Source organism: Pseudarthrobacter sp. H2 (assembly GCF_050157045.1).
In the GTDB taxonomy this organism is placed as follows: Bacteria; Actinomycetota; Actinomycetes; order Actinomycetales; family Micrococcaceae; genus Arthrobacter.
Window position 1 is genome coordinate 544,652 of sequence record NZ_CP189594.1, and the last position, 26,078, is coordinate 570,729.

General features: G+C 64.2%; 29 protein-coding genes. 16 read left to right on the forward strand and 13 right to left on the reverse strand.

All coding sequences use genetic code 11. From position 1 onward, the window contains the following. Window positions 1-3 precede the first annotated feature (3 nt). The 14 genes from rpsE to ACQCSZ_RS02685 all read left to right on the forward strand — a co-directional run bounded on the left by rpsE (window position 4) and on the right by ACQCSZ_RS02685 (window position 9,801). Window positions 4-687: a 30S ribosomal protein S5 gene (rpsE, locus tag ACQCSZ_RS02620; protein ID WP_211876665.1), complete on the forward strand. Its 684-nt coding sequence runs from the start codon at window positions 4-6 to the stop codon at window positions 685-687. A gap of 3 nt (window positions 688-690) precedes the next feature. Continuing rightward, a complete protein-coding gene (rpmD, locus tag ACQCSZ_RS02625; protein ID WP_211876664.1) occupies window positions 691-897 on the forward strand; it encodes a 50S ribosomal protein L30 in 207 nt (68 codons plus the stop codon). After that, complete coding sequence (rplO, locus tag ACQCSZ_RS02630) at window positions 897-1,391, forward strand: 50S ribosomal protein L15 (RefSeq protein WP_058931722.1); 495 nt, start codon at window positions 897-899, stop codon at window positions 1,389-1,391. Before rpmD ends, rplO begins: the two co-directional genes overlap by 1 nt. 181 nt (window positions 1,392-1,572) lie before the next feature. Continuing rightward, window positions 1,573-2,883 carry a preprotein translocase subunit SecY gene (gene secY / locus ACQCSZ_RS02635; protein WP_427006568.1) on the forward strand — a complete coding sequence of 437 codons (1,311 nt, stop codon included), beginning with the start codon at window positions 1,573-1,575 and terminating at the stop codon, window positions 2,881-2,883. 5 nt (window positions 2,884-2,888) lie between these two features. Continuing rightward, complete coding sequence (locus tag ACQCSZ_RS02640) at window positions 2,889-3,458, forward strand: adenylate kinase (RefSeq protein ID WP_427006569.1); 570 nt, start codon at window positions 2,889-2,891, stop codon at window positions 3,456-3,458. Between the two features lie 124 nt (window positions 3,459-3,582). Next, window positions 3,583-4,410: a type I methionyl aminopeptidase gene (gene map, locus ACQCSZ_RS02645; protein ID WP_427006570.1), complete on the forward strand. Its 828-nt coding sequence runs from the start codon at window positions 3,583-3,585 to the stop codon at window positions 4,408-4,410. Between the two features lie 110 nt (window positions 4,411-4,520). Continuing rightward, window positions 4,521-5,489: a P1 family peptidase gene (locus tag ACQCSZ_RS02650; protein ID WP_427006571.1), complete on the forward strand. Its 969-nt coding sequence runs from the start codon at window positions 4,521-4,523 to the stop codon at window positions 5,487-5,489. Window positions 5,490-5,657: 168 nt separating this feature from the next. Continuing rightward, window positions 5,658-5,879: a translation initiation factor IF-1 gene (gene infA / locus ACQCSZ_RS02655; RefSeq protein WP_011775571.1), complete on the forward strand. Its 222-nt coding sequence runs from the start codon at window positions 5,658-5,660 to the stop codon at window positions 5,877-5,879. A gap of 69 nt (window positions 5,880-5,948) precedes the next feature. Beyond that, on the forward strand, window positions 5,949-6,062 hold the full coding sequence (gene rpmJ / locus ACQCSZ_RS02660; RefSeq protein WP_009358722.1) for a 50S ribosomal protein L36: 114 nt from the start codon (window positions 5,949-5,951) through the stop codon (window positions 6,060-6,062). 183 nt (window positions 6,063-6,245) lie between these two features. After that, on the forward strand, window positions 6,246-6,620 hold the full coding sequence (rpsM, locus tag ACQCSZ_RS02665; RefSeq protein WP_136321890.1) for a 30S ribosomal protein S13: 375 nt from the start codon (window positions 6,246-6,248) through the stop codon (window positions 6,618-6,620). 51 nt (window positions 6,621-6,671) lie between these two features. Beyond that, the gene (gene rpsK, locus ACQCSZ_RS02670) at window positions 6,672-7,073 is read left to right on the forward strand and encodes a 30S ribosomal protein S11 (protein ID WP_246527167.1); all 402 of its coding nucleotides are present in this window, start codon (window positions 6,672-6,674) and stop codon (window positions 7,071-7,073) included. 132 nt (window positions 7,074-7,205) lie between these two features. After that, a complete protein-coding gene (locus ACQCSZ_RS02675) occupies window positions 7,206-8,216 on the forward strand; it encodes a DNA-directed RNA polymerase subunit alpha (protein WP_136321891.1) in 1,011 nt (336 codons plus the stop codon). A gap of 78 nt (window positions 8,217-8,294) precedes the next feature. Next, complete coding sequence (rplQ, locus tag ACQCSZ_RS02680) at window positions 8,295-8,879, forward strand: 50S ribosomal protein L17 (protein ID WP_427006572.1); 585 nt, start codon at window positions 8,295-8,297, stop codon at window positions 8,877-8,879. 31 nt (window positions 8,880-8,910) lie between these two features. Beyond that, window positions 8,911-9,801 (forward strand): tRNA pseudouridine synthase A, encoded by an 891-nt coding sequence (locus tag ACQCSZ_RS02685; protein ID WP_427006573.1) that lies wholly within the window; start codon window positions 8,911-8,913, stop codon window positions 9,799-9,801. 434 nt (window positions 9,802-10,235) lie between these two features. Here the strand turns inward: ACQCSZ_RS02685 and ACQCSZ_RS02690 are convergent, their stop codons facing one another. Further along, entirely contained in the window at window positions 10,236-11,630 is a 1,395-nt protein-coding gene (locus ACQCSZ_RS02690) for an IS1380 family transposase (protein ID WP_427006574.1), read from the reverse strand. Window positions 11,631-11,806: 176 nt separating this feature from the next. On the opposite strand from ACQCSZ_RS02690, the gene ACQCSZ_RS02695 reads away from it, so the two are divergent. Further along, window positions 11,807-13,267 (forward strand): S8 family peptidase, encoded by a 1,461-nt coding sequence (locus ACQCSZ_RS02695; protein ID WP_427006575.1) that lies wholly within the window; start codon window positions 11,807-11,809, stop codon window positions 13,265-13,267. Window positions 13,268-13,524: 257 nt separating this feature from the next. Here the strand turns inward: ACQCSZ_RS02695 and ACQCSZ_RS02700 are convergent, their stop codons facing one another. Both ACQCSZ_RS02700 and ACQCSZ_RS02705 read right to left on the reverse strand, forming a co-directional pair. Beyond that, window positions 13,525-14,019 (reverse strand): transposase, encoded by a 495-nt coding sequence (locus ACQCSZ_RS02700; protein WP_427008470.1) that lies wholly within the window; start codon window positions 14,017-14,019, stop codon window positions 13,525-13,527. Window positions 14,020-14,112: 93 nt separating this feature from the next. Next, window positions 14,113-15,807 (reverse strand): sensor histidine kinase, encoded by a 1,695-nt coding sequence (locus ACQCSZ_RS02705; RefSeq protein ID WP_427006576.1) that lies wholly within the window; start codon window positions 15,805-15,807, stop codon window positions 14,113-14,115. Between the two features lie 208 nt (window positions 15,808-16,015). On the opposite strand from ACQCSZ_RS02705, the gene ACQCSZ_RS02710 reads away from it, so the two are divergent. Further along, window positions 16,016-16,792, forward strand: a complete 777-nt coding sequence (locus ACQCSZ_RS02710) for a response regulator transcription factor (RefSeq protein WP_427006577.1) — start codon at window positions 16,016-16,018, stop codon at window positions 16,790-16,792. Here ACQCSZ_RS02710 and ACQCSZ_RS02715 read toward each other — a convergent pair. The 10 genes from ACQCSZ_RS02715 to ACQCSZ_RS02760 form a co-directional block, all read right to left on the reverse strand. After that, on the reverse strand, window positions 16,789-17,238 hold the full coding sequence (locus ACQCSZ_RS02715) for an Hpt domain-containing protein (protein ID WP_427006578.1): 450 nt from the start codon (window positions 17,236-17,238) through the stop codon (window positions 16,789-16,791). The genes ACQCSZ_RS02710 and ACQCSZ_RS02715 overlap by 4 nt on opposite strands. Window positions 17,239-17,361: 123 nt before the next feature. Next, the gene (locus ACQCSZ_RS02720) at window positions 17,362-18,750 is read right to left on the reverse strand and encodes a pilus assembly protein TadG-related protein (RefSeq protein WP_427006579.1); all 1,389 of its coding nucleotides are present in this window, start codon (window positions 18,748-18,750) and stop codon (window positions 17,362-17,364) included. 53 nt (window positions 18,751-18,803) lie between these two features. Beyond that, a complete protein-coding gene (locus tag ACQCSZ_RS02725) occupies window positions 18,804-19,253 on the reverse strand; it encodes a TadE/TadG family type IV pilus assembly protein (protein ID WP_427006580.1) in 450 nt (149 codons plus the stop codon). A gap of 2 nt (window positions 19,254-19,255) precedes the next feature. Further along, window positions 19,256-20,125, reverse strand: coding sequence for a type II secretion system F family protein (locus ACQCSZ_RS02730; RefSeq protein ID WP_427006581.1), 870 nt, complete (start codon window positions 20,123-20,125; stop codon window positions 19,256-19,258). A gap of 31 nt (window positions 20,126-20,156) precedes the next feature. Then, window positions 20,157-21,104: a type II secretion system F family protein gene (locus ACQCSZ_RS02735; RefSeq protein ID WP_427006582.1), complete on the reverse strand. Its 948-nt coding sequence runs from the start codon at window positions 21,102-21,104 to the stop codon at window positions 20,157-20,159. After that, on the reverse strand, window positions 21,101-22,546 hold the full coding sequence (locus ACQCSZ_RS02740) for a CpaF family protein (RefSeq protein ID WP_427006583.1): 1,446 nt from the start codon (window positions 22,544-22,546) through the stop codon (window positions 21,101-21,103). Before ACQCSZ_RS02740 ends, ACQCSZ_RS02735 begins: the two co-directional genes overlap by 4 nt. Continuing rightward, window positions 22,543-23,739, reverse strand: coding sequence for an AAA family ATPase (locus ACQCSZ_RS02745; protein WP_427006584.1), 1,197 nt, complete (start codon window positions 23,737-23,739; stop codon window positions 22,543-22,545). Before ACQCSZ_RS02745 ends, ACQCSZ_RS02740 begins: the two co-directional genes overlap by 4 nt. Beyond that, on the reverse strand, window positions 23,736-24,485 hold the full coding sequence (gene cpaB / locus ACQCSZ_RS02750; protein ID WP_427006585.1) for a Flp pilus assembly protein CpaB: 750 nt from the start codon (window positions 24,483-24,485) through the stop codon (window positions 23,736-23,738). The genes ACQCSZ_RS02745 and cpaB overlap by 4 nt, the downstream gene beginning before the upstream one ends. A gap of 47 nt (window positions 24,486-24,532) precedes the next feature. After that, on the reverse strand, window positions 24,533-25,543 hold the full coding sequence (locus ACQCSZ_RS02755; protein ID WP_427006586.1) for a pilus assembly protein TadG-related protein: 1,011 nt from the start codon (window positions 25,541-25,543) through the stop codon (window positions 24,533-24,535). Window positions 25,544-25,551: 8 nt separating this feature from the next. Beyond that, window positions 25,552-26,007: a TadE/TadG family type IV pilus assembly protein gene (locus tag ACQCSZ_RS02760; protein WP_427006587.1), complete on the reverse strand. Its 456-nt coding sequence runs from the start codon at window positions 26,005-26,007 to the stop codon at window positions 25,552-25,554. Between the last annotated feature and the right edge of the window lie 71 nt (window positions 26,008-26,078).

Consider the following 26,078-nt stretch of genomic DNA (forward strand, 5'->3'; position numbering starts at 1 on the left):
CAGGTGACTGAAGCTGTAGCTGCTCCGGCAACTGAGACCGCTGCGCCTGCTGCTGCCGCTGACGACCGCCGTGGTGGCGCTCGTCGTGGCGAGCGTGGCGGCCAGGGCCAGGGCCGTGGCGAACGTGGTGGCCGTGGCGGCCGCGACGGTGGCCGCGAAGCCGAAAAGAGCCAGTTCGTAGAGCGCGTCGTAACCATCAACCGTGTTTCCAAGGTCGTCAAGGGTGGTCGTCGCTTCAGCTTCACCGCCCTCGTCGTCGTCGGTGACGGCAACGGTATGGTCGGCGTCGGCTACGGCAAGGCCAAGGAAGTTCCTGCCGCCATCGCGAAGGGTGTTGAAGAGGCCAAGAAGTCCTTCTTCCGCGTCCCCCGCATCGGCAGCACCATTCCGCACCGTGTGCAGGGTGAGGCCGCCGCAGGCGTTGTCATGCTGCGTCCGGCTTCCGCCGGTACCGGTGTGATCGCCGGTGGCCCGGTCCGTGCAGTACTGGAGTGCGTGGGCATCCACGACATCCTCTCCAAGTCGCTCGGTTCCTCCAACGCCATCAACATCGTTCACGCGACCGTTGATGCCCTGAAGCGTCTCGAAGAGCCTGCAGCCGTGGCAGCACGCCGCGGCCTCCCGCTCGACGAGATCGCTCCGCCGGCAATGGTGCGCGCCCTTCTGAACCAGAAGGCAGGTGCCTGAGCCATGGCTAAGAACGTGCTTGTCTCCGACCTTCAGTTGGAGATCACTCAGATCAAGTCCGCCATTGGCGGCAAGCAGAACCAGCGCGACACCCTGCGGTCCCTCGGCCTGAAGCGGATCGGACACACCGTTGTCCGCACCGCCGACGCCGTGACCGTGGGTATGCTCAACACGGTTCCGCACCTGGTAAAGGTAGAGGAGGCGAAGTAATGGCAGAGAAGAACACCGCCGAAAAGGCACAGGGCGCCGCTGCTGAGAAGCAGAACGCACTGAAGGTTCACCACCTGCGTCCCGCCCCGGGTGCCAAGACCGCCAAGACCCGCGTTGGTCGTGGTGAAGGCTCCAAGGGTAAGACCGCCGGTCGCGGTACCAAGGGTACGAAGGCCCGTTACCAGATCAAGGCTGGCTTTGCCGGCGGCCAGCTGCCGCTGCACATGCGCCTGCCGAAGCTGCGCGGCTTCAAGAACCCGTTCCGGGTCGAGTTCCAGGTTGTCAACCTGGACAAGCTCAACGAGCTGTTCCCGGAAGGTGGCGCTGTCACCGTGGAGAACCTGGTCGAAAAGGGTGCCGTTCGCAAGAATCAGCCCGTGAAGGTGCTTGGCACCGGCGACATCACCGTCAAGGTCGATGTCACCGTCCATGCATTCTCGGCCAGCGCCGCAGAAAAGATTGCCGCAGCAGGCGGAAGCACCACCGCCCTCTAAGGAGGCGGCGGGGCAGCTGCCCGTTGTGGAACTCCCGGTACCGGGGCTCAGGCCCCGGTACCGGGAGTTTTTTTCGTTTTCCGGGCCGCGCCGATTGCCCGCGGGGCGCGTCCACCCGCTAGACTCGGTTGTTAGGTTTATTTGACCTCTCACACGACTCTACTTATCCTCAGGAGGACGCTTGCTTAGCGCATTCGGCCGGGCCTTTCGCACGCCTGATCTGCGACGCAAGTTGTTGTTCACGCTGGGAATCATCACAATCTTCCGCTTGGGTGCCTTCATTCCCTCGCCTGGTGTGAACTACCAGAATGTCCAGCAATGCTTGCAGAACGGTCAGACCTCGGGCGGGATCTACCAGCTCGTCAACCTGTTCAGTGGCGGTGCACTGCTGCAGGTCTCCATCTTCGCCCTCGGGATCATGCCGTACATCACGGCAAGCATCATCGTCCAGCTGCTCCGGGTGGTCATTCCCCGCTTCCAGAGCCTGTACGAGGAGGGCGCCTCGGGCCAGTCGAAGCTGACCCAGTACACCCGCTACCTCACGATCGCCCTGGGCCTGCTGAACGCCACGACGCTGGTGTCGTTGGCCCGTTCCGGCCAGTTGCTGCCCAACTGCCAGCTGCCGATCATCCCGGACGCGTCCATCATCACGACGATCCTGCTCATCATCACGCTGACGGCCGGCACCGGCCTGATCATGTGGATGGGCGAGCTCGTCACCGAAAAGGGCGTGGGCAACGGCATGTCGCTGCTCATCTTCACGTCCATCGCCGCAGGTTTCCCCGGCTCGCTCGGCGCGATCTGGAAGTCGCAGGGCCCCGGGACCTTCTTCATGGTGCTTGCCATCGGCCTGCTGACCGTGGCACTTGTGGTCTTCGTGGAGCAGTCCCAGCGCCGCATCCCCGTGCAGTACGCCAAGCGCATGATCGGCCGCCGCACCGTGGGCGGCACCAGCACGTACATCCCCATCAAGGTGAACATGGCCGGCGTCGTGCCCGTCATCTTCGCCTCCTCGATGCTGTACCTGCCGGGCCTGATCTCGCAGTTCAACCAGCCGAAGGCCGGCGAGCAGATGCAGCCCTGGGTCGAGTGGATCAACAACAACATGACCCGCGGCGACCACCCCATCTACATGGCCCTCTACTTCGCCATGATTGTCTTCTTCACGTACTTCTACGTCGCGATCACCTTCAACCCCGAAGAGGTCTCGGACAACATGAAGAAGTACGGCGGCTTCATCCCCGGCATCCGTGCCGGCAGGCCGACGGCGGACTATCTTCAGTACGTTCTTTCCAGGATCACCCTGCCCGGCGCCTTCTACCTGGGTCTCGTAGCCCTGATTCCGCTGGTTGCACTGGTCCTGATCAACGCCAACCAGAACTTCCCGTTCGGCGGCACCTCGATCCTGATCATGGTGGGCGTCGGGCTGGAGACCGTCAAGCAAATTGACGCGCAGCTACAGCAACGTCACTACGAAGGGCTTTTGCGATGACGAAAATGTTGATAATCGGACCTCCCGGGTCCGGCAAGGGAACGCAGGCGGAACGCATTTCGGAGCGCCTCGGCGTCGTTGCGATCTCCACCGGCGACATCTTCCGCGCCAACGTCAAGGGTGAGACACCGCTGGGCATCGAAGCCAAGCGGTACATGGACGCCGGCGATTTCGTGCCGGACAGCGTGACCAACAAGATGGTGCGCGACCGGCTCAGCGAGGACGACGTCGAGGCAGGATTCCTGCTCGACGGCTACCCCCGCACCACGGCGCAGGTGGACTACCTCGACGGGATTTTGGCCGACGGCGACCAGAAGCTCGACGTCGTCCTGCAGCTCACGGCCGACGACGAGGAACTCGTCAAGCGCCTGCTGGGCCGTGCGCGGGAGACCGGGCGCAGCGATGACAACGAAGCAGTCATCCGCCACCGCCTGGACCTCTACCACACGCAGACGGAAGCCGTGGTGGCGAAGTACGCCGAGCGCGGCATCCTGACCCGGGTGGACGGCATCGGCGGCATCGACGAGGTCACGGACCGCGTCATGCAGGCCATCAAAGAAGTCAAGCCGGCCTGATCCAGGCGTATGTTACTTGAGGCTCCTCCCGGAACATCGGGGGGAGCCTCAGCCATTTTTCCGCCGCGCCCGCGCCAGCAGGCAGCGCGGCCCCACTGAAAGCCCCACCGAAAGGAAGCTGCAGATGGCCTTCGGCCAGCCCCGCATCGAATACAAGACAAACGCCCAGATGCGCACCATGCACGAGGCCGGGCTTGTCCTCAGCCGCGCCCTCGACGCCGCCGTCGCCGCGGCCCTCCCCGGCAAGACCACCAGGGATCTCGACGCCGTGTTCGCCGCCGTGCTCCGGGAGGCGGGGGCGACCTCTAATTTCCTCGGCTACCAGGGCTTCCCGGCCACCGTCTGCACCTCGGTCAACGAGGAAGTCGTGCACGGCATCCCGGGCGACCGTGTCCTGCAGGACGGGGACATCATCTCGATCGACGGCGGGGCAATAGTGGACGGCTGGCACTCCGATTCGGCCCGGACCGTGATCGTGGGCACCGCCGATCCCGAGGACGTCCGGCTCTCGGACGTCACCGAATCGGCGATGTGGCACGGGATCGCCGCCCTCGCCACCGGCAAGTTCGTCGGCGACATCGGCAGCGCCGTGGACGACTACGTGTCCTCCGTGCCCGGCAAGCCGCTGGGGATCCTCGAGGACTACGTCGGCCACGGGATCGGCTCCGAAATGCACATGGCCCCGGACGTGCTGAACTACCGCACGAGCCACCGCGGGCCCAGGATCCGGCCCGGACTCTGCCTGGCGATTGAGCCCATGCTGGTCCGCGGGAGCATCGACACGGCCGTCCTGGACGACGACTGGACCGTGGTGACGACCGACGGCAAGCGTTCCTGCCAGTGGGAGCACTCCGTCGCGGTCCACGAAAAGGGCATCTGGGTGCTCTCGGCGCCCGACGGCGGGGCGGCCGGCCTGGTGCCGCTCGGCGTCGTGCCGGTCCCGATTCCGTGACATGTCCCATGCCCCCGTTTAGCCCATGTAGCTCGCACTTGTTGTCGTTCTGAGCGCTCAGAACGACAACAAGTGCGAGTCAGTTGGGCGTCGTGGTCCACAATGGAGCCATGGGAGCCATCACCGATGTCACCGGGGTCCGGGTGGGGCATGTCCAGAAGTCCGACGACGGCTGGTTGAGCGGGGTGACCGTGGTGTTGCCGCCGCCGGGCACCGTGGGCTCCGTCGATGTCCGGGGCGGCGGCCCGGGGACGCACGAGACCGACGCGCTGGATCCCACCACCTTGAGCCAGACCGTCGACGCCGTGGTGCTCACCGGGGGCAGCGCCTTCGGCCTGGTGTCCGCCCACGGAGCCCAGCGCTGGTGCGAGGAGAACGGCCGGGGCTTTCCGGTCCCCGGCGGCGTGGTGCCGATCGTCCCCGCAGCCGCCATCTTCGACCTCGGCCGCGGCGGCGACTTCGCTGCCCGCCCGGACGCGGACATGGGCTACGCGGCGACCGCCGCCGCCGCCGCACAAATGGACGGGCACGACGTCGGCCGCGGCAACGTGGGCGCCGGCACCGGAGCCGCAATCGGCCGGGGCACATACAAGGGGGGAGTGGGGACCGCCTCCATCACCCTGGAGAACGGCGTGGTGGTCGGCGCACTGGCAGTCGTGAACGCGCTGGGACTGCCGTTTGATCCGCGTTCGGACGATTTCGACAAGCTCAATCACCGGGAGGGCGGGACCGGAGCGCCGGGTGCGCAGCCGCTCAACACGACTCTCGTCGTCGTAGCGACCAACGCAGTCCTGGACAAGGCGGAATGCAAACGGACCGCCTCTGCCGCGCATGCCGGACTGGCGCGGGCCCTGAATCCGAGCCATACCCTGGCCGATGGGGACACCGTCTTTTGCTTGGCCACGGGGGAGGCGCCACTGGACCGCAGCACCGGGACCGCCCGGCAGATGAGCCTCATTACCCTGCAGAGCGCGGCAGCCGACGTCGTGCGTTTGGCGATCCTGGACGGGATCAGCAGCGCCGGGAGCGTGATCACTCCGGCCGGCGAAATAGGTGCATACGGTCGCTCTGTGCGTTAGTCTGTAGAATTTCGCGATTACATACCTATGTAGTAATGTTGCTTGTTGGTTGTCTGCCCAGCCACGCCCATTTGCGGCCGGTAGGTGACGATCAATCAATCAAAACGTCCGCAGCCATGTCCGGTGTCCATCGGAAAAGGCTGTGGCAAACAACAGTTAGCGGAGGGTATGGCCAAGAAGGACGGGGTCATTGAGATCGAGGGCGTTGTGACTGAGGCGCTGCCCAACGCGATGTTTCGCGTTGAGCTCACCAACAAGCACGTCGTTCTGGCACACATCTCTGGAAAGATGCGCCAGCACTACATCAGGATTCTCCCTGAGGACCGGGTAGTGGTGGAGCTGAGCCCGTACGACCTGACACGTGGTCGTATCGTCTACCGCTACAAGTAAACACTGGGCGGCCAAGGCAACAGCCGAAGGCCGGTCCAGCTGACCAACTGCAACACGCAAAGGAACGCCATGAAGGTCAAGCCGAGCGTCAAGCAGATCTGCGAAAAGTGCAAAGTGATCCGCCGTAATGGCCGGGTCATGGTGATCTGCGAGAACCCGCGCCACAAGCAGCGCCAGGGCTAATTTCCCTTCCGGGAAACCCTGGGTTGCTAACCCACGCAAGTAAATAAAAGGCAGCACAAGCTGATCTGGGACATTGAGCAGGAACGAGTCCGGACAGCTAACCCCCGGTCGGAGGCTGGGGCCGCACGGAACGTGCGGGTGTACTGCCTACGACCTCCGGTTTATTCAAGGAGCACTGCCACTATGGCTCGTCTCGCTGGCGTAGACATTCCCCGCGAAAAGCGGTTGGAAATTGCGCTTACTTACATCTACGGCGTGGGCAAGACCCGTGCACACGAAACCCTGGCTGCCACCGGCATCAGCGCTGACATCCGCGTCAAGGATCTCAGCGATGCCGAGCTGGTCCAGCTGCGTGACTACATTGAAGGCAACTACAAGGTTGAGGGTGACCTTCGCCGCGAAGTAGCAGCTGATATCCGCCGCAAGGTCGAGATCGGCAGCTACGAAGGCCTGCGCCACCGCAAGGGCCTGCCCGTACGTGGACAGCGTACGAAGACCAACGCCCGTACCCGCAAGGGCCCGAAGCGTACCGTCGCCGGCAAGAAGAAGACCCGTTAAATCCCTGAGGGATTAACTCGGCTTCCCCGATAACTTTCTGTAGGAGAAATAATGCCCCCGAAGACTCGTGGCGCGGTTCGCAAGCCGCGTAAGAAGGACAAGAAGAACATCGCGCTGGGCCAGGCGCACATCAAGAGCACCTTTAACAACACCATCGTTTCCATCACGGATCCGAACGGTGCTGTCATCTCCTGGGCTTCCTCCGGTGAGGTGGGCTTCAAGGGCTCACGTAAGTCCACCCCGTTTGCCGCCCAGATGGCTGCCGAAGCCGCCGCAAAGCGCGCGCAGGAGCACGGCATGAAAAAGGTCGACGTATTCGTCAAGGGACCGGGTTCCGGACGCGAGACCGCTATCCGTTCGCTGCAGGCCGCTGGCCTCGAGGTTGGATCCATCCAGGATGTCACCCCCGCCGCGCACAACGGCTGCCGTCCGCCGAAGCGCCGCCGCGTCTAAGTCTTTCCGGCAGCAGGAGCTTGCCCGGACCCTCACCGGTCCGGGCAGGCCCAGCCGCGTTAAGTCTTCAGACCGATTTTTCCACCACCTGTGTTGCGTCATATAGCGGATGCTCGCCGAAAGGAAACCTAAGTGCTCATTGCACAGCGCCCCACCCTCTCCGAAGAGGTCGTCTCCGAAAACCGCTCCCGTTTCATTATTGAACCGCTGGAGCCGGGCTTTGGTTACACACTCGGAAACTCCCTCCGCCGTACCCTGCTCTCCTCCATCCCCGGTGCCGCTGTAACCAGCATCCGGATCGATGGCGTGCTGCACGAGTTCACCACGGTTCCGGGTGTCAAGGAAGATGTCACCGAGATCATCCTGAACATCAAGAGCCTGTCGGTTTCCTCCGAGCACGACGAGCCGGTTGTCGCCTACCTGCGCAAGCAGGGCCCGGGAGTCGTCACGGCCGCGGACATCGCTCCGCCGGCCGGCGTCGAATTCCACAACCCGGATCTGCACATCGCCACGCTGAACTCGAAGGGCAAGTTCGAGCTCGAACTGACCATCGAGCGCGGCCGCGGCTACGTTTCGGCAGCTCAGAACAAGTCCGGCGATTCCGAGATCGGCCGCATTCCGGTTGACTCGATCTACTCGCCGGTGCTGAAGGTTACTTTCCGCGTGGAAGCCACCCGTGTCGAGCAGCGCACTGACTTCGACAAGCTCATTGTCGACGTCGAGACCAAGCAGGCCATCGCCCCGCGCGATGCCGTTGCTTCGGCAGGCACCACCCTGGTGGAACTGTTCGGTCTGGCCCGCGAGCTGAACACCGCAGCAGAAGGTATCGAGATTGGCCCGTCGCCGACGGATGCTGCCCTGGCAGCAGACATGGCCCTGCCGATCGAGGACCTGGACCTCACGGTCCGTTCGTACAACTGCCTCAAGCGTGAGGGCATCCACACCGTGGGTGAACTCGTTGCGCGCTCCGAGGCCGACCTCATGGACATCCGTAACTTCGGTGCGAAGTCCATCGATGAGGTCAAGGCAAAGCTGGTTGAACTGGGCCTGTCCCTCAAGGACTCGCCTCCCGGATTTGACCTCGCAGCACGCGCCGCAGCAATTGAAGAGGACGACGCCGCGTTCAGCGACGACGAGCTCTAACCAACAGATCCTGGCCGGCGGGGCTCGATGCACCATGGTGTGCGCAGCCCGACGGCTTCCATATGAGGAGAAACTATAATGCCTACCCCCGCTAAGGGTCCGCGCCTCGGAGGCGGAGCGGCTCACGAGCGTCTTATGCTCGCGAACCTGTCCGCCGCACTGTTCGAGCACAAGCGGATCACCACCACGGTGACCAAGGCCAAGCGGCTGAAGCCGTACGCCGAGCGTCTGGTGACTTTCGCCAAGCGCGGCGACCTGTCTTCCCGCCGTCGTGTACTCGGCCTGATCAGCAACAAGGGCATCGTCCACGAGCTGTTCACCGACATTGCACAGGCAGTGGAGAACCGCAACGGCGGCTACACCCGCATCACCAAGATCGGCAACCGCAAGGGCGACAACGCTCCCATGGCTGTCATCGAACTGGTTCTTGAGCCGGTTTCCGCGAAGCAGGCCGTGGTAGCCGAGGCGACCTCCGCTGCCAAGCGTGATGCAGACAAGCGTGATGCCGACAAGGCTGCTCCGGCCGCCGAGACCGAAGCTGCTGAAGCTGAGGTTGTCGAGACTGAAGCTGCTGAGACTGCTCCTGAGGCTGAAGCTGCTGAAACCGAAGAGGCTCCGGCCGCCGAGGAAGCAGCCGCCAAGCCCGAGAAGGACGCGAAGTAATTCGCTGAATTCTTCTTATAGACTTAAGTCTATGAACCACCAGAAACCCGCTGCCCCCGTCCTGGGGGGCGGCGGGTTTTTGCGTATCCGGCTTGATCTTGCGTACGACGGCGGCCCCTTCAGCGGCTGGGGCGTGCAGCCCGCGCTCCGCACCGTCCAGGGTGTCCTGGAGGAAGCGCTGGCGCTGCTGGTCCGCCGGCCGGTCCGCGTCACCGTGGCCGGCCGGACCGACGCCGGCGTGCACGCCCGCGGCCAGGTGGTCCATCTGGACCTGACCGAGGAGGAATGGCTGGGCTTGAACCGAGGGGTCGAGCTCGATCCGGCCGCGGCCCTGCTCCGCCGCCTCCGCGGCGCCCTGAGCCGGGGGCTGGGGGATCTTACCGGGGCTGTCGAGGTCCACCGGGTCGCACTGGCACCTGTTGGCTTCGACGCCCGTTTTTCCGCCCTCTGGCGCCGCTACAGCTACCGGATCGCCGACGGCCCGGCGCTGTGGGACCCGCTGGGCCGCGCCTTCACCCTCTGGCACAGGGAACCGCTCGACGTCGGGCTGCTGAACGAGGGCGCCGAGGAACTGCTCGGGCTCCAGGACTTCCGGTCCTACTGCAAGCCGCGCGAAGGCGCCACCACCATCCGGGAACTGCAGCGCTTTGAATTCAGCCGCGGTTCCGACGGCATCATTGTCGCCACCGTCCAGGCTGACGCCTTCTGCCACAACATGGTGCGCTCCCTCGTGGGGTCGGCCCTGTTCGTGGGCGCCGGCATCGAGGAGCCGGGGTGGCTGTACGAGCGGCTGCTGGCGAAGAAGCGTGACGCCAGGTCCGTGCTCTCGGCACCCCATCCCCTGGTGCTCGAGGAGGTGGCCTATCCGTCGGATAACGAGCTGCTGGCCCGGGCCGAGCTGACCCGGGCCCTGCGCACCTAACCCGCGATCCGGCTGATGCCGAGCAAGGCGCCTGTAACGCCTTCGTAACGCTCCCCCCAATATTCTCTGACCCATCGGCAAAATTAGGGGAACAGGATGGGTCCGGCGCCTACCTCAGGAAACTGACGGCAGGGCGAATCCTCGCGCCCCATCCGGCACAAAATAAGGATGTCCCATGTCAGAAGATGACGATCGGTCGCCTCGTTTCGATCCTGCTTCCGTTCGTGTTCGCGTGGTGGTGAAGCTAGCCTCGATCTTTCATGAGGCGTGGTTTCCAGTGGGTCTGGGCTTACCGGCTGCCTGACGGTTCCTATGGTGGCATTTGGGTGTGACATTTGGACCGCTGGCCTGATGGCGGTTGTCGGTGACAGGTTCCACACCGGTCAGTGATGCTGGTGCTTTCTGGATGAGCGGCGGACGGTTGGCGGTCCAGGTTATGGCGGGCTCAGTACTGCGAGGCGTTTCATTCCTTTGAGCAGCAGCGTCACGTCCGGTGCTGTCGCGGCCAGGTGCAAGGTGGTTTGGCGGGCGTGGCTGGCGATTTTGCCGCCGATTTCGAACAGCCTGGCGCGGAGTTTCTTAGGCTCCCAGCGTCTGGCCTTTGTGCCGGTGAAGGCAATCATTTGGGTCCAGGCCATGATCTCAGCGGCGAGCATGACCACGTGGCACCAGAGTTCATTGCCGGTAAAGGCGTGGAAGGGCAGGTTGGCCAGGCCGGTGTCTTTGGCGTTGCGGATCCTGTCCTCGCAGCGTGCCCGGAGCCGGTGGCGGACCTCCAACGTGGCCAGCTGGCCCTTTTCCTGGTTCGTCGCGATGGCCGTGTACCGGTGCCCGTCGATGTCGGTGATCCGCAGCTGGGCGCCGACGTGCGGGATTTCCTTGCGGACGATGACCCGCATCCCGGCAGGCCATGAGGACAGGTCCAGCATGCCGGTGATGTCGGCGACCCAGGCGCCGTCACGCTCAACCCCGTCGCTGTCGTACGCCTTGGTCCACCCGTCTTTGGCGACCAGGGGCAGGACAGCGGCCACCGCACCGTGGATCGGGAACCCCACGGAGTAGGAGAAGTTGCGACCCTTGGCAGTCAGCCAGTCCAGGAACCCGTGCGTGCCGCCGGCGGAATCGGTGCGGATCATAATCTTCCTCCCCGACCGGTACCCTTTCGGGAGTTGTTTGACAGAGTCCTTCACGACCTGGATGTGATCACTGACCGTGTTGGAGCCGGCATTGCCGGGCCGCAGCAGGGTCACCAGCGGCTCACCGGTGCCCAGAATCCCGTGGTCAAGGAAGGAACACAGCGGGTGGAATCCGAAGCCCTTCTTCCACGTTGGACGGGCGTCTTCCTTCTCTGAATGGGAATTCAGGAGGGACGCGTCGAGGTCGATGACCAGCGGATTCCCGGCGCTCACCGCGTGCAGGGGTGAATCCTTCCCGGCTTGCGCCCACACATGGGCCCGAGCCTTGGCGCGGGCGCCGTTGATGGCCGCCAGCGCCCTGGCAGGCTTTACTGTTGCCAGGATCTTGAACAGCCGGCTGATCGTCGGATCCGAGGCCACGAGCCCGTACACCTCGGGCTGGTTGCGAAGCCGGTCAATGTCAGACACACTGTCGCCGCCCGTGGCCAACGACAGGGCGAGGTCGGTGAGGATTTTGCCCGGGTCGTGCGTGGCAAAGGGCTTGCGCCACGGCTCCAAAGCCTCCGACAAACCAGCGCCAAGACCAGCCCCCTTCACCATCGACGTCAGGATCACCCCGCCAGCCTGCGACACCACCCCGTCCCCGGAAGAATCAACACGGACAGACGGGTAAAAGCCGGTAAAGTAACTCACCTGCAGGGTGCTCCTGATGTGTCATGAAAAATGTTGTGTGGTAACTACATTTTCCCACGTCAGGGCACCTTTCAGGCTTTAAACACGCGTTCCAGCCACTCCCTCATGAAAGACCGAGGCTAGCGGAGGCAGTGCTACCAAGCGTCCCGGGTAACGAGCACGACAAAAGCGCGGGTTTGTTCTCCGAGCTCCGCCGCGTCGTGCCTGAGGCAGAATTCAGGCCCTATTTCGCAGATGAAGAGAACCTGCGAGCCGCCGCTCTGGCGCCGTTCAATCGCTATCTGTCCGTAGAAACGCCGGATCGAGCGTCGGCAGCCATCGTGGTGAGTAGGCTGGAGACCCTCGACCTAGTAGAGGCAGCGTATGTCGAGGGCGGACCGGTGCCGCCGCCCGTCAATCCTGCAGACGATGGGCGCAGCAAGGATCAAGGCTATCTAAGCGCAGCTCCGGCCGGCATCGACGCGCGGTGGACTTGGTCGCTGACCGACGGTGCAGGCATCCGATTCGTCGATCTCGAACGGGGCTGGACACTCGACCACGAGGATCTTGCGGCCGCGAAAATCACCCTCATCTCCGGCGTCAGCACGGACTATCACGGACACGGAACCGCTGTCCTTGGCGAAGTGCTCGCGGTCGATAACGCCGTCGGCGACGTCGGAATCGCACCTGGCGCGGCTGGGCGCGTCGTCTCGCAGTGGCGCGACCCAGCCAGCTACAACTCGGCTGCTGCGATCCTGTCTGCCGCGCAGGCGATGAGCGCGGGCGATGTGCTGTTGCTCGAAGCGCAGACCAGGATCGGTGACTGGGAAAACATGCCGGTCGAAGTGGAGACGGCGGTATTCGACGCCATTCGTCACGCCGCTGATGCGGGCATCATCGTCATCGAAGCCGGCGGAAACGGCGGTCACGACCTTGACACCTTCCAAGACTCCGCCAATCGCAACGTCCTCAATCGCCAGAGCCCCGATTTTCGGGATTCCGGCGCAATCATGGTCGGCGCTGCAAGCTCGACCGTTCCGCACTCTCGGCTAAATTTCTCCAACCATGGGAGCCGAATCGACTGCTACGGCTGGGGCAACAATATCGACACAACGGGCGACGGGTGGCAAGGCACATCAACGACCGAATATACCCCCAAATTCAGTGGCACCTCGGGCGCCTCTCCAATAGTGGCGGGTGCGGCAGTCCTGCTTCAGTCCTGGCGCAAGAGCCAGGACGGCCAGGTGTTCCACCCGCAAGGCCTCCGCAATATGATGAGCTCACCCACCCTCAACACCGCAAGCGCGAACCCTCCCGGTGACCGTATCGGCGTGATGCCTGACCTGCGGGCGATTCTTATAGACCAGTCCCTCCGGGTAAAGAACGAGAAATACGTCAGTCTTGTCTATATCCTGTTCGGACTGATCGATAATAGTCCCGGCAAGGTATGGATTCCCGGCCGTGGACCCGTACCGGTCGACCCCGGCTGGCTCGCTCTCGTACGGGGAATCACTGCTCCCCAACGCGATCTCCTCGCCGCCTTGGCAGTTAATGAAATTGCCCAAATAATTGAGGATCCCGACGCGCGAGCCAAGATGGCTAACGCCGCGACAGATGCCATGCACGCCGCTGTGGATCGCATCGCGCGCATACGCTAGGGTCCACCAAACGCTAACAGGAGACCCAAGAACACGGCGACGACCATACGGGGAACTCACCTCCGTCGCCGAAGGCCAAACCGATCCAGATATACAGCCATGCTCACTTCGGTCCGCGCGCTATTGACGGACTGTTGGAGTAGCCGGTAGAACAACAGCCCGCGCGGCTGGCCGATGTCCTGCGGTTGAAGCGGAATGTGAACTCGTCCAGATAGTAGCCCGGCTGTTCCCGGGAGATGCCCTGGTGGAGAGTGCCGTCAATCCCGCGCTTGAGCTGAGAGGCCAGCCATGTGCACTGCGGGCATGTTGACGTGTGCCGGGATGTCCGAGCCGAACTGAGTGAAGTATTCCTGCTCGTAGCCAAGCTTGGCGAAGCGCCTCAGCTGTGTCGCTGCGTCGGTGCGGATAGTGGAACCAGGGGCGAGGACACGCTGGCCGAATTTCACCAGCGCGATTCTACGGTCGGCAGGCCCGGGCTCGAGGCGGATGCGACCGATTCTGTTGTGGTCCAGATGCTCGGCGGCGATCAGCACGGAGATCTTGCCAGGACCGAGTCCGGGCTTCCCGCGGACAACGCCGCCGATGAAAGCCTCGTCTACTTCGACCGCCTGAACACGGCCGGGGGACGGTGTCCCGGGACCGAAGCTGCAGCACCGAACCGCGCCCCGTAGGAGCCTTCCAGGCTTTCTTTCGCGAAAACTCCAAGAGGCCGGGTCTCCTTTCCAGGAAAAGGAGACCCGGCCCCGGGCCATCACGGCTCAAACCCGCGGAACCGCCGAACCACAACCGACCCACGCAGCTAGGATCTCCGCAGCTCGGATCTCCGGCGGCCGGATGGCGGGCGGCTAGAAGGCCGGCGGCGGGCCCTCGGCGGGAAGCTCCAGGGTGAACGTACTGCCACAGCCCGGCAGCGTGGTGCAGGAGATGGATCCGCCGTGGCCTTCCACGATGGCCTTGGTGATGGACAGCCCGAGGCCGGCCCCCGGAATCGAGCCCTCCCGGACGGCGGGACTCCGGAAGAACCGGGTAAACACGCGTCCGGCATCCGCGGCGGTCATGCCCATGCCGTCGTCCACCACCTGGAGCCGTACCCAGCCGTTCTCGGTGCTCGCCGAGATCCTGACGGAGCCGCCGTCGGGCGAATACTTGATGGCGTTGGAGACCAGGTTGTCCAGGGCCTGGCTGATCCGAAGCGGATCCACATGGGCCCACAGCGGGGCGGGCACGTCCATGGAGAGGGCGACTTTCGATGACTCCGCATGGGCGTGCGCCGAGCCGAGGCTGGCCTCCACCAGGCTGGCCAGGTCGGTCCGGCGGGGAAAGACATGGACGGCCGAATTTGCGGACAGCAGCAGATCCGAGACGAGGGCCAGCAGCCGCTCGGCATTTCGTTGGGCCACCTCGATCCGGCGGAGGGCCGGAGCAGCCAGATCCTCCGCGTCGCCGAGCACCAGGTCCAGGTTGCCGATGATCGAGGTCAGGGGCGTACGGAATTCGTGCGAGACGGTGGAGACCACGTCCTCCTTGGCCGCGAGGGCTTCGACCAGGCCGGTGACCTCGTTGAACACGATGACAGCCCCGCGGAAGCCGCCGTCGTCGTTCTTGAGCGGGCGTCCGCCCGTGGAAAGGACCCTGCCGGCGGGCGCCTCGCCGAAGTACACCAGGTAGTCGGCAAAGGATTCGCCCTTCAGCGCGCGCCGGATGGGGCGCCGCCCCTGGGGGAGGGGCGTCTGCCGGTCCTGGCCGGTCAGCACCGGCACGTCCTCCGTCGTATCCGGCGCATCCGGCGCGACGGTATCCGCCACGCCGGACCGTGCCGCGGAGGCCTCCAGCTGGGACTGCCAGCTGTTGGTCAGCAGCCGGTGCCCCTCGGCGTCGACCGCCACGATGCCGACGTCGACCGTGTCCAGGATTGTGTTCAGCAGCCGCTCGCGATCCCGGCTGTCCGCGAGCAGGGCCTGCAGTTCGGTCTCCTTGGACGCCATCCGCGACTGCTGGTTGCGCAGCTGGGCCCTGGCGAACCGCATGGCCAGGGAGACGGCCAGCATCATCAGCGGCAGCAGGAGTACCCCGGCGAGCCGGACCTGCGCGGGCGCGGGACCGGGCGCGAAAACGTACGGCAGGCCGGCCAGCAGGGTGCCGGCGAAGCTCAACGAAATGCTCGCCCGGGACGACAGGCGGGAGGCCGAGATCCAGACCACGGGAAGGACCGACAACACGCCGGGGTCCGGCAGGTTCTCGATGTTGGCAGCGCAGATAAGGCCGATGACCAGGAGGTCCGCGACAGGGACGATGAGCGGAGCCAGCGGGCCGAAGCGCTGCCAGGGGACGGTGAGGCAGGCCAGGATGAGCATTGTGTGGAGGGCCAGCGCCGACAGGCACAGGCCGCCGTCCAGCAGCCCGGGCCAGGCCACGGGAGCCGCAATATAGAGCCCGGCGATGATGAGGGTCAACGGAAGCTGGCACGCCACCACCCTCGCCTGCGGGACCAGGGCCCGGAAGCATCCGTCCGCATGACGGACCCACTGCTGTTCAGTCAACGAAGCCGCGCCCTTTCCTCCCGCTTCAATTTAACATCTCCCGTCACGCAGCTTGGCACGTAACTAAAGTTTTTGTGGCCCGGCCCGTGCCGCAACGGCATCTTCCCTCCGGCGTGGGTATTCTGACAGAGCCGCGCGGTCTGATGCCGGTCACAATACCCGCGCGTCCGCAATGTGTTGGGGAGCAATGCCAGATGGGAGGGGGGCCATGAGCGAGCTCGGAGTCGCCGTCGTCGTTGAGGACGATGAGGACGTTCGGAACCTTGTTGAAGCCGTGTTGAGCCAGGCGGGCTTTGAAGTGCACACCGCCGCCGGCGGGCGGGAAGGGGTCGATGTGGTCCGCCGCCGGGAAGCCAGCGTCGTCACCCTGGACGTGGGCCTTCCCGATATTGACGGGTTCGAGGTCCTCCGCCGGATCCGGGAGTTCAGCGACGCCTACGTCGTGATGCTGACGGCGCGGACTGACGAGCTGGACACGCTGACGGCACTCCACACGGGTGCCGACGATTTCATGGCCAAACCGTTCCGGCCCCGCGAACTGCGCGCCCGGGTGGCCGCGATGATGCGGCGGCCACGGCAGGAAGCCGCTGCCGGGAGGCCGGCGCCGGGCCCCGGGGACGGCCCGGCGGGACGCGGGCCTGCGCTGTCCCCGGACCGGGTGCTGCGCCACAACGGGCTCGCGCTGGATCCGGACACCCGCTCGGTCGCCCTTGACGGTGTGCCGGCCAGCCTGACCCGCAGCGAGTTCGATCTCCTGCTCGCGCTGCTGAAGGCGGGCGGTGCTGTCCGCTCCAAGGCCGAACTGGTCCGGGTGGTGCGGGGGCAGCATTACCGCGAGGATGCGTACATCAGCGAATCGGATGAACGCGCCGTCGAAGTGCACATCGGTAACCTCAGGCGGAAGCTGCGCGAGGATCCGCTGCAGCCGCGTTGGCTCCAGACCGTCCGTGGCGTGGGGTACCGGCTCGCACCCGGCCGGGATTAGCTTTCCCTGACATCATGGCCGGCCTGCAGCTCGTCCACTGTTTCCCTGCCACGATCTGCCACCTCAGGCAGGAACGACCGCGCGCGGTCCATGTCGCCGCATCGGATGGCATCCTCAAGCTCTCCGGCGAGGCCGGCCAGGCAGAGGCCGCCGACCATTGCCGAGGATATTTTCAGGCTCAGTACGGCGTCCAGGGATCCGGCTGCGTCACCGCGGTCAAGGGCCGCAGCCAGGGACCTGTAGCGGTGGTCCCACATCCTGGCGTAGTCCCTCGCGAAGTCGTTGGCCACGACGGGGTTGTCCAGTTGTGCCCCCAGCTCCTGGAGCGTTGCCGGGTCGACGAGGGGCGCAGCCCCCTCGGCCGGTCCCGCCCCGCGGGCTGAGGCCTCGGGACCCGGGTACGTGCCCGCATGTCCATCGTCCGGGGCGGTGGCAAGAAATGACATGTGCCTACGCTACCGCCTGATCCCGCGGACCCACCGCACGCCGGGGGTTTCTGCGGAAACCTTGCGGTAATCCGCGAGAAGGCTGCGGCAGGGTGTGCGGCCGGGCGCGTGCAGGACAGGCCGTCATGACGGTATCCGGACCAGGCGGGAGTTCCCACTGATCGCATTGATCGCCGAGACAAAGATCGGACCGAGCTCGTTTCCGGTGTCGGCGCAGAAGAAGTAGTCTCCGTCAAAGTTTTCCGTATTCCTCTTCGCCTGGGACTGGCAGTCGTTGTCGGCGTCGCTGAAGTTGCCCTGGGGGTCCTTCGATGCTGCGGCGGCGAGGACGTCGCGAACAAGTGACGCGCCGCAGGGTGCGGTATTCGCGGCTCCGAAGCCGACCGTGATGACGAGGATTCCTTTGCTCTTTGCATCAGCCGCGACGGCCTTCAGATTGTCGCAGGCGGTTGCAGCGGTTGAACTGCCGACGTCCCGGGAATCGTCTACTGCCGTGGTACCCGGCATATTGGTCTCGTTCGGCTGGCCATCCGTTTCCAGGATGATGGCCTTGCGCGCCGTTCCAGTGCGCGCGGGCAGGCCCACCTGGTTGATGGGATCGAGCACGTAGCGTGCGGCGGCCTTCAACGGCGCTGCAAGGTATGTGCCAAAGCCCGACGACTTGTTCAAGCAGGATATTGCTTGGACGAGCGTGCTGCTGCCGTTGGCGGTCGGCGTAGGGCCTGGATTGTTGTAGTCGTACGAGAACGGAACCGGAATCCAAGGGCCAGTAGTGGCAGAGCCGGACGGATTGGTCTGGCAACCGCCGACGATGGGGCTGCTCCTGTGGATGGTTCCAAATGCCACGTACTGCTGATCCTTGGACATGGTCAGGAGAGTGTTCTTAATCCCGATCTTCATGTCAATGATGTTCTGGTCGCTCATACTGCTGGTGCGGTCAGCGATTATGGCGACGTCCATGGGGTTGGGGCTTTGAGCGCCGCACGACCCCTTGCACGCAGCGGAGGTGAGCGACCCGGTGTTTCCGGTGTTGATCCCGATCGCGGGGGCGAAGGAGAAGGGGACAGCCTTGGCAGCGGTCGCGGTGATCGTGTTGCAGGTGTGACCGCTTCCCGGGGTGCACGGGATCGCGCAGATCGTCTCGTTGCACTTGGCCCCGGTGATCGGTCCGGGGTCGCAGACGCTGGACCAGCCGCTGGCCACGGTCTTGGCGGCCCCGGAGGAAGCGACCACGCACGAGAAGGAGACCGTGGGGACCGCTTCAGGGTCGTTGGCCTTGGCAAACGCCACCGCAGCATCCTCGGCGGCAACCGGGTTGGCGGGGAGCGAGGCCGCACCCGCCAGCGCGGCAGCGTCCAGCGCGTTACTCAGGTGCTGGCGCTCGTAGACCAGCCGGCCGAAATCGACCGCCAGGGCAATCGACCCAAAGAGCACGGGAAGCATCAGGGCAAAAATCACCGTAGCGGCTCCGCGCTCCCGGAACGCCCGGCTGCGCGGATCCTTGCGGTTCATTCGGGCCTCTTCCTGTTCGATGTGACGACGGCGGTCCCGGGTCGATCCTGGCGTTACGGAGTGCATGATCCTCCATTCTTTGCGCCCGCTGCCACTGCCGCGGTGCCTTCCATCTTCATGACGGCTTTGGCCTCGAAGAAGCCGCCGAGTGCCCAGGAGTAGAAACCCGACAGGGACGACTGCGGGTAGCGCAGACAGACAACCATGACGCCGGGAGCCCCTGCCGAGGAATCCACCTTGAACGCAGCCTGGAGCTGGGCATCGTCCAGCAGGCCCTTCGCCTGGCTGATGGACGCGAGGACGTCGCCTTGCGTCACACCCTGCCGCGCGCCCTCCCGCGCCGCGCTCTGCAGGCTGATGTTTTGCCCCAACGCCATCCCAAAGTCGATCACCCCAAGGACCATGGACATGAGCAAGGGAACAATGAGGGCAAATTCAACAGCTGTCGCACCCCGCTGCCGATCATGCCGATGCGGTGGACTTCCTGCCCGGAACCTAATCATCTCTACATCGCTCCCATTAAGTTGTTCATGATATTGATGACGGCAGGCCCCATGATGACAATGAACAGGGCGGGCAAGATGCAAAACATGAGGGGGAACAAGACCACGATGGGCAATTTCATTGCCTTTTCTTCGGCGCGTTGACGCCGCTTGACCCTCATCTGCTGGGCCTGCGTCCGAAGGACTCCTGCCAGGGCGATTCCGTAACTGTCCGCCTGTACCACGGACCGCACGAAGTTCCGCAGATCCCGTGCATCGGACCTTTGGGCCAGGGCCAGATAGGCATCCTTGCGACTTCGCCCTACCTGCATGTCCTGGAGCGTGCGGACGAGCTCCGCTGCAAGCGGGCCCTTGCCGTTCTGGGCCACCCGGGCCATCGCTGATTCGAAGCCCAAGCCGGCCTCGACCGAAATCAGCATCTGGTCGAGGGTGTTGGGCAATTCCATCGCGATGGCCTTCTGCCGCTCCGCACCCCGGCCATGGATGAGGATGTCCGGAACAAAGTAGGCCAGCACCGGCAGGAGGATTGTAATCAGAAGAAGGACGCCGGTCGGAGATTTTGCAGCCAACAGGATGCTGAAAAATGCCCCTGCCAGGGCCAGGATAGGCTTCGCGATCAAGAGGCGTTCGAGGGGCATTCCCGCCGGTCGTCCGGTTTTGGCCAGGAGTTTATCCAGCCACCCCGCGTAACCCGTGGGTGTCAGCCGGACGCCCAGGCCAGCCGGTCCGCGTGACTCTGCCGTTGGGGCGCCTTCCTCGGCGGAGCGAAAACCCCGGCCGAGGTTGCTTCGGACCGCGGCCAAACCATTGCGGTCGATTGAGATGAATGACCACACCATTGCGGAAATCGGAACGATGATGAGCCCGATCATTAGCCACGCCATTACACTCACAGGGATCCTCCTAGAACTTGATCTTTACGACGCGGCTGAGCCACAAGGACCCGAGGGCCAGCATCACCACGGCAGCGCCGAGCAACATCCAGCCAAGGAAATTCGAGTACATGACGCCGATGAAGGAAGGGCTCGTTGCGTTGAGGAACAGGAACATGCCAACGGGCAGGGCAACCAGGATGTAGGCGGAAAGTTTGCCTTCGGCGCTCAGCGACTGGACCTGTCCCTTGACCTCGGCGCGCTCCCTGATGGTTTCACCGACTCGATCGAGAACTTCTGCCAGGTCTCCGCCCACCTCACGGTGTATCTCGATGGCTTGACCCGTCCAGTCGAAATCCTCGCTCTTCAGGCGCCTGGCAGCATGAAGCATTGAGTCCTTCAGGTCCCGGCCCAGCCGCGTTTCGTTGACCAGCCGGGCGAATTCCTCCGACGTTGGCGATTCCGCCTCCTGGGCCACGGCATCGACGGACCGCAAGAGGCTGTGGCCGGCCCGCAGGCCTCCGGCCAGCATCTGCAGCGTGTCCCCGAGCTGGTCCTCAAACTTCGCACGCCTGCGGTTGGTGAGGATCCTCAGGAAGAGCATCGCGCCGAACGGCGTGAGAACAAGGAACAGCAGCCCCATGACGACGCCGGCCAGGATGAACCCGACAATGCCCACCGTGACGCCGATGCAGCAGACCAGCAGGATGAAATCTGCCTGCCGAAGACGCAGCCCGGCCTGCTCCAGGGATTCCCTAGTACCAAAACTGGCGTTCCGGCCGACATTGTGAGCCACGAAGGTCGCGGCGGAGTCCGTCATACGGGTCAGAAGGGAGTGCTCCTCCTTGACCCCGGGCCGGCGCCGGGACATGGCGATCCCGGCCTTGCCGATTCCCATCGTGGAAAACAGCAGGATGCTCAGAGCCACAAGGCACAGGCCAACGCCCAGGGCGAAAAAGATGGGGCTTGTGGCAGTCACCGGTATCCACCACCCGCGTGCAGGCCTCCGAAGACGGCCGGTGACACATGGATGCCAAGCTCGGCAAAATGGTCGATAAAGCGAGGCCTGACGCCGGTGGGTACGGGACGGCCCAGGAACTTCCCGTTGGCATCCTGCCCGGCGCTGTAGTCGAAAGTGAACGCATCCTGGAGAGTGACGATGTCCCCTTCCATCCCCTGGACCTCGGTGACGTGGGTGACCCGCCGGGTGCCGTCCCTGAGCCGGGAGATATGGACGATGAGGTTGACCGCCGATGCAATCTGTTCGCGGATTGCGCGCAGCGGCAGGTCCATTCCGGCCATGAGCACCAAGGTTTCAAGCCGCGCAACGGCATCCCGGGGCGAATTGGCGTGCACCGTGGAAATCGAACCGTCGTGTCCGGTGTTCATCGCCTGCAACATGTCCAGCGATTCACCACCGCGGACTTCGCCGATGACAATCCGGTCAGGCCGCATGCGAAGTGAGTTCCGGACCAAGTCCCGGATGGCGATTTCGCCCTTACCTTCAATATTGCGTGGCCGGCTTTCGAGCCGCACGACGTGCTCCTGCTGCAGCTGGAGTTCCACGGCATCCTCAATGGTGACAATGCGTTCGTCGGCCGGAATGAACGACGAGAGGACGTTCAGAAGAGTCGTCTTCCCGGTGCCCGTACCGCCGGAAACCAGGATATTCAGCCGCGCCTGGACACAGGCGTGCAACAGCTCCGCCATTTCCGGAGTCAGAGTTCCGAACGAGATGAGGTTGTCGACGGTCAAGGGCACCTGTCCGAACTTACGAATCGTTAGCGACGCCCCGTTCACTGCAAGGGGGGGAATAATCGCATTGACGCGCGATCCGTCGGAGAGTCGGGCATCCACCATGGGCGATGACTCGTCGATGCGCCGCCCCACCTTCGTGACGATCCGTTCGATGATCCGACGCAGGTGCTCTTCCGAGCCGAACCTGGCATTCGTCAGGAACAGTCTGCCGTCACGTTCCACGTACACCTTGTCCGGCCCGTTGACCATGATCTCAGTGACGGCCACCTCGTTCAGGAACTTCTGGAGGGGTCCGAGTCCCAGGACGTCGTCGATGATCTCCTGCACGAGCCGGTGCCGTTCGGGGGCTGTCAACGGAATCTCATCTTCGTCCACGATGGCCCGGAGCTCATCCTTGACGTAGCTTTGCAGCTCTGCCTCGTCCAGGGAGGCATCGGTGATCCGGCTGCCCATGCGTTCGTAGAGGGCGGCGGCAGCGCGGTCCTTGATGGCGTTCAAGGCTTCGCTGGCGTCGGTGCCGTGGGTCTTCGGTGCGGGTCTGGCGGGGGGTACCTCGGCTGCGGACGCTGCTCCACTGGCCCAGGGGCCGCTTGAGGCTCCTGGTTTTGTTGCGGCTTCGGTGTCGGCGCCGCGAAGAGATTCCAAACGTTTGGCGAGGTTCATTGGACCACTGCCCTTCTGTGAAGTTTCTTGTGGGGGCGGGACTCCCAGCCGGCGCTGAACCGTTCGACAAGTTGGCGCAGTCCCTTTGTCACCGGATCCCTGGTGCCGTCCTGCAGCAGCGGAACGCCTTTGTTCGTGGAAAACGGCACGGCCCGCGACCGCGGCAGGACTACGTCCACCGGAGACCCGATGGTGGCCTCAACGTCCTGCAGTGTCAGCCCGGTCCGTCGATCGGCAAAATTGAGCACGAGGTGACGGTTCTCAGGCACAAGGTCGAGTTCGGCGAGGAGGCCGAATCCAGTCCGAAGCCCGCGGATGCTGGGAATGTCCATGCCGCAGATCCACACGGCGTCGGTGGCCAGTTCCAGTGTGGCCAGAACGTGCTCGCCGAGACCCGGCGCCGTGTCAACCACGACGTACTGGAATTCGTTGGAGAGCTGGCTGAGGAGGCGTCCTACCTGTTCTCCCGATATCTGGTCGGCGTCAGTCGGGCGCAGCGGGGCACAGAGCGCATAGATGCCGGATGGGTGCAACGTCAAATAGGACTTCAGTACCACGCTGTCCTGAACGGCGGCCCCGACCACCGCATCAGCGAGGGTTCTTTCCGGTTCCAGCATCAGCGCCGTAGCAACATCGCCGAACTGGAGGTCAAGGTCCACCACCACCACGCCCATGGGAGCTTCCTTGCCCAACCCCACGGCCAGGTTGGTGGTGATGGTTGTCTTGCCGACCCCGCCCTTGGGCGACATGACCGAGATAATCCGGCCACGACTGGGCAGTCCCTCGACCGAGCTGCCAAGGCCGCGGCGCCGCCCGGCGGCTGCGAGACTTGCCCGTTCCAGCAAGGAACGGATGGTTTCCACATCCGAACCCGGCTGGAGCAAATCCCTGATGCCGGCCCGCATCGCGGGCAGGGCAACCCCCTCTTCGCTTTCGGTAACCAGGACGACGCTGATTTCCGGATATTGGAGGTCGAAGAGGCTGGCGAGACGGATGGCGTCTTCCATCTGCAATCCGGGCCCCAGCAAGATGACTTCGACAGGGTCGCCGGTGAGTACCCTGAGCAGGTCGTCGGGACCCGGCGGGAGGTAGTCGGCAGCGATCGCGTGGAAGCTGCCGTGCAATCCGGAAGCCGCCTGCCTTACGCGCCGTTCAAATCCTGGATCCGAGGTGATCAGTACGTAGCGGCTCATCGGTACAGTTCCGGCTTCTTGACCACAACCGGGGAGCCTTCGGTGGCTGTTGACGGTTCTTTGGTGAGCCACAAGCTTCCAAAGTGGGCCCCAAAGGCGATCTTGACAGAATCGGCGTCGTTGCGGGCAAACGTGACGATCAGCTGCCCGGTGGGCAGCTCCGTATTTGCCTGGGTGGCAGGGTTGCTGCCAGTCGATGCCTTGTCCATCGACCGCTGGACACTGGTGACCAGGACCTTGTGAAAGACCTGCTGGCCGGATTCGACGTCGGGGGAGTCCTTCAGCGCGCCCTTGTCGAAGAGGACGACGATGCCGACGGTGTCGCCGGCGGCGATACGTCCGCCGACGACCCGCTGCGCCTCCAACTGCACGGAGATCTCCTGCATCCCGTCGGGAACAGGGACGGACCCCGGCGCGGACAGGGTGTCCGGATCCGCCAGTCGGGCCCCGAGCAGAGGCTCGCCGGGCAGCAGGTCAACAGCTGCCACCTTGGCGCTGAGCCCGTCCAGGCTCTTGAGCGCTCCATTGGGGACCGAAGCCGAGGGAAGGGAGGTTGATTTGACGGCGGATTTGATTTTTTCAAGATCGGATCCCCTCGGGATCTGGGCTTGGACTACGAGCACTTCAACGGGCTGCAGGTCCTGTTGGGCCCTGGCTTCGGATGCTTGAACGTATGAGACCAATAGCAGCGTGCCGACTATTGCCAGCACAATTGCGACGATGCCTCCCAGTAGGCGAGTTTTCACTTTTGCTTTCTCCTTTGGCGGATTGGAACCGATTCGCGTGGTCGCGGCTACTTCGAGAGTCGGACCCCCATCGCTCCGTAGGTTGTGGGGCCGCCCATTGCCGCTGCGTCAGCCAGGGTGACTTTCTTGATGAACTTGCCGAAGAGACCGGTATCCGGGTTACTAAGGCCCAGGCTGGAGCTCAGCGCCGAAGCGTCCGGCCTGTAGTAGGTGCTGCCGCCACCGTTGAAATGCCAGCCCCGGATGGAAATGTGCGCGAATGCCTCGATGCGGAATTTGGCGCCGCTCCCGCTGCCCGTGACGTTGTCGAAAATGGGGACGAGTACATCAACAGGCTTTCCAGCCTCGAGCGCCGTCTTCCAGCGCGCAAACATGGCGGTGCACTCCGAAGGGAAGTTTCCTCCCGGGTCTGTCCGGGCGTAGCTCCCCACGGTGACAGAGGAGGTGCAGGGACTGCTTTGGTCCAACCAGCCGAAGCCCCCCGGGACTTCAAGGCCGGAGGACGAGGGTGTGGTGCACTTCCAGCCCGGCTGATCAGCCATGGCGCTGCCATGCTCCGGGAAGAACTGGAGACCTTTGGTGAAGCCGGGGTCGGACTCGCACTTGGAGAAAGTCAGAGGTACAACATCGGCGGCCGAGTAGCCCTCGATCCTCGCCTCCGCCGAGGCCCGGATGTCTGCCGTGTCGATGCCCAGCGCTCGGGCGAAAACCAGCGAGAAGTGGTTGTTTCCCGCGGTGTCCCTCGCCTGCGTTGTCACCTCGACCGTTCCGGTACCGAAGTTCACGGAGGCAACATGGCTGACACCATCCAGCGCGTTGCCGCCCGCCAGAGCTGTCGCAGCGGCGTTTGCGGAGGCACAATCGGCCGAAGAGGGGTCTTTGGCGCAGGCCTGGGCGATAGCCAGGGCGGACGAGTCAGCACCATTTTGAAGTTGGGCGTGTTCGGAGTACATCATGGCCGTGTCAACGGCGAAGGCAGTCATGCCGAGTAAGGCCACCATCAGGAGCGCCGTCAAGGGTGCGATGACTCCGCGCTCGTCCCGCGTGCCCGCTTTCACGACCCGGCCTAACCTCCGCATCTCATGACTCCTATACCTGTGACGGTGAAGGGTTGGGAGACGCCGAGCAGCCGTTCGAGCCCGGTCAGGAAGCCCGTCGGAAAGCTGATGGTGCTGACCACGTTGACGCCGGCCGCACACGAGGCCGCCGCGGTGCCGTCGAGGTTCCGGTAGGTAATGCCGACGTTCGCGGCCGTGAGAGCCACGGACGGAGCCGCGGCGACGCCGGCGTTCTGGACGTCCCCAACGCTGAAGCCCGTGTCCGATGAATGGACAGCCGCGTAGCGGGCTGATTCCCGGGCGGCTTCCGAGAGCGAAACCTGGATATTGAATCCCCTGCCGAACTCGAAGATCCCGAGCACCAGCATCAGGAAAATCGGCAGGACCAGGGCGAATTCAACCGCGACAGCGCCCTTTTCCTTGCCGGATCCGGAGCGTCCGGCCGCCCGACGCCGGGCAGCCATTACAAGCCGTCGATCACGGGTTGAACGCCAGCAGCCAGGTGACCTCGGCCGGCTTCCCACGCCCGCCGCAT

Bases quoted from the DNA above. Each gene is read 5' to 3' on its own strand.
- rplO (WP_058931722.1), top strand. From the start codon at position 897: ATGGCAGAGAAGAACACCGCCGAAAAGGCACAGGGCGCCGCTGCTGAG.
- rpsM (WP_136321890.1), top strand. From the start codon at position 6,246: ATGGCTCGTCTCGCTGGCGTAGACATTCCCCGCGAAAAGCGGTTGGAA.
- ACQCSZ_RS02730 (WP_427006581.1), bottom strand. From the start codon at position 20,125: ATGATCGGGCTCATCATCGTTCCGATTTCCGCAATGGTGTGGTCATTC.
- ACQCSZ_RS02715 (WP_427006578.1), bottom strand. From the start codon at position 17,238: ATGTCATTTCTTGCCACCGCCCCGGACGATGGACATGCGGGCACGTAC.
- ACQCSZ_RS02720 (WP_427006579.1), bottom strand. From the start codon at position 18,750: ATGAACCGCAAGGATCCGCGCAGCCGGGCGTTCCGGGAGCGCGGAGCC.
- ACQCSZ_RS02700 (WP_427008470.1), bottom strand. From the start codon at position 14,019: ATGGCCCGGGGCCGGGTCTCCTTTTCCTGGAAAGGAGACCCGGCCTCT.
- ACQCSZ_RS02685 (WP_427006573.1), top strand. From the start codon at position 8,911: ATGAACCACCAGAAACCCGCTGCCCCCGTCCTGGGGGGCGGCGGGTTT.
- rpsK (WP_246527167.1), top strand. From the start codon at position 6,672: ATGCCCCCGAAGACTCGTGGCGCGGTTCGCAAGCCGCGTAAGAAGGAC.
- ACQCSZ_RS02745 (WP_427006584.1), bottom strand. From the start codon at position 23,739: ATGAGCCGCTACGTACTGATCACCTCGGATCCAGGATTTGAACGGCGC.
- ACQCSZ_RS02725 (WP_427006580.1), bottom strand. From the start codon at position 19,253: ATGATTAGGTTCCGGGCAGGAAGTCCACCGCATCGGCATGATCGGCAG.
- ACQCSZ_RS02640 (WP_427006569.1), top strand. From the start codon at position 2,889: ATGTTGATAATCGGACCTCCCGGGTCCGGCAAGGGAACGCAGGCGGAA.
- infA (WP_011775571.1), top strand. From the start codon at position 5,658: ATGGCCAAGAAGGACGGGGTCATTGAGATCGAGGGCGTTGTGACTGAG.
- ACQCSZ_RS02710 (WP_427006577.1), top strand. From the start codon at position 16,016: ATGAGCGAGCTCGGAGTCGCCGTCGTCGTTGAGGACGATGAGGACGTT.
- rplQ (WP_427006572.1), top strand. From the start codon at position 8,295: ATGCCTACCCCCGCTAAGGGTCCGCGCCTCGGAGGCGGAGCGGCTCAC.
- rpmD (WP_211876664.1), top strand. From the start codon at position 691: ATGGCTAAGAACGTGCTTGTCTCCGACCTTCAGTTGGAGATCACTCAG.
- ACQCSZ_RS02740 (WP_427006583.1), bottom strand. From the start codon at position 22,546: ATGAACCTCGCCAAACGTTTGGAATCTCTTCGCGGCGCCGACACCGAA.
- rpmJ (WP_009358722.1), top strand. From the start codon at position 5,949: ATGAAGGTCAAGCCGAGCGTCAAGCAGATCTGCGAAAAGTGCAAAGTG.
- map (WP_427006570.1), top strand. From the start codon at position 3,583: ATGGCCTTCGGCCAGCCCCGCATCGAATACAAGACAAACGCCCAGATG.
- ACQCSZ_RS02650 (WP_427006571.1), top strand. From the start codon at position 4,521: ATGGGAGCCATCACCGATGTCACCGGGGTCCGGGTGGGGCATGTCCAG.
- ACQCSZ_RS02760 (WP_427006587.1), bottom strand. From the start codon at position 26,007: ATGGCTGCCCGGCGTCGGGCGGCCGGACGCTCCGGATCCGGCAAGGAA.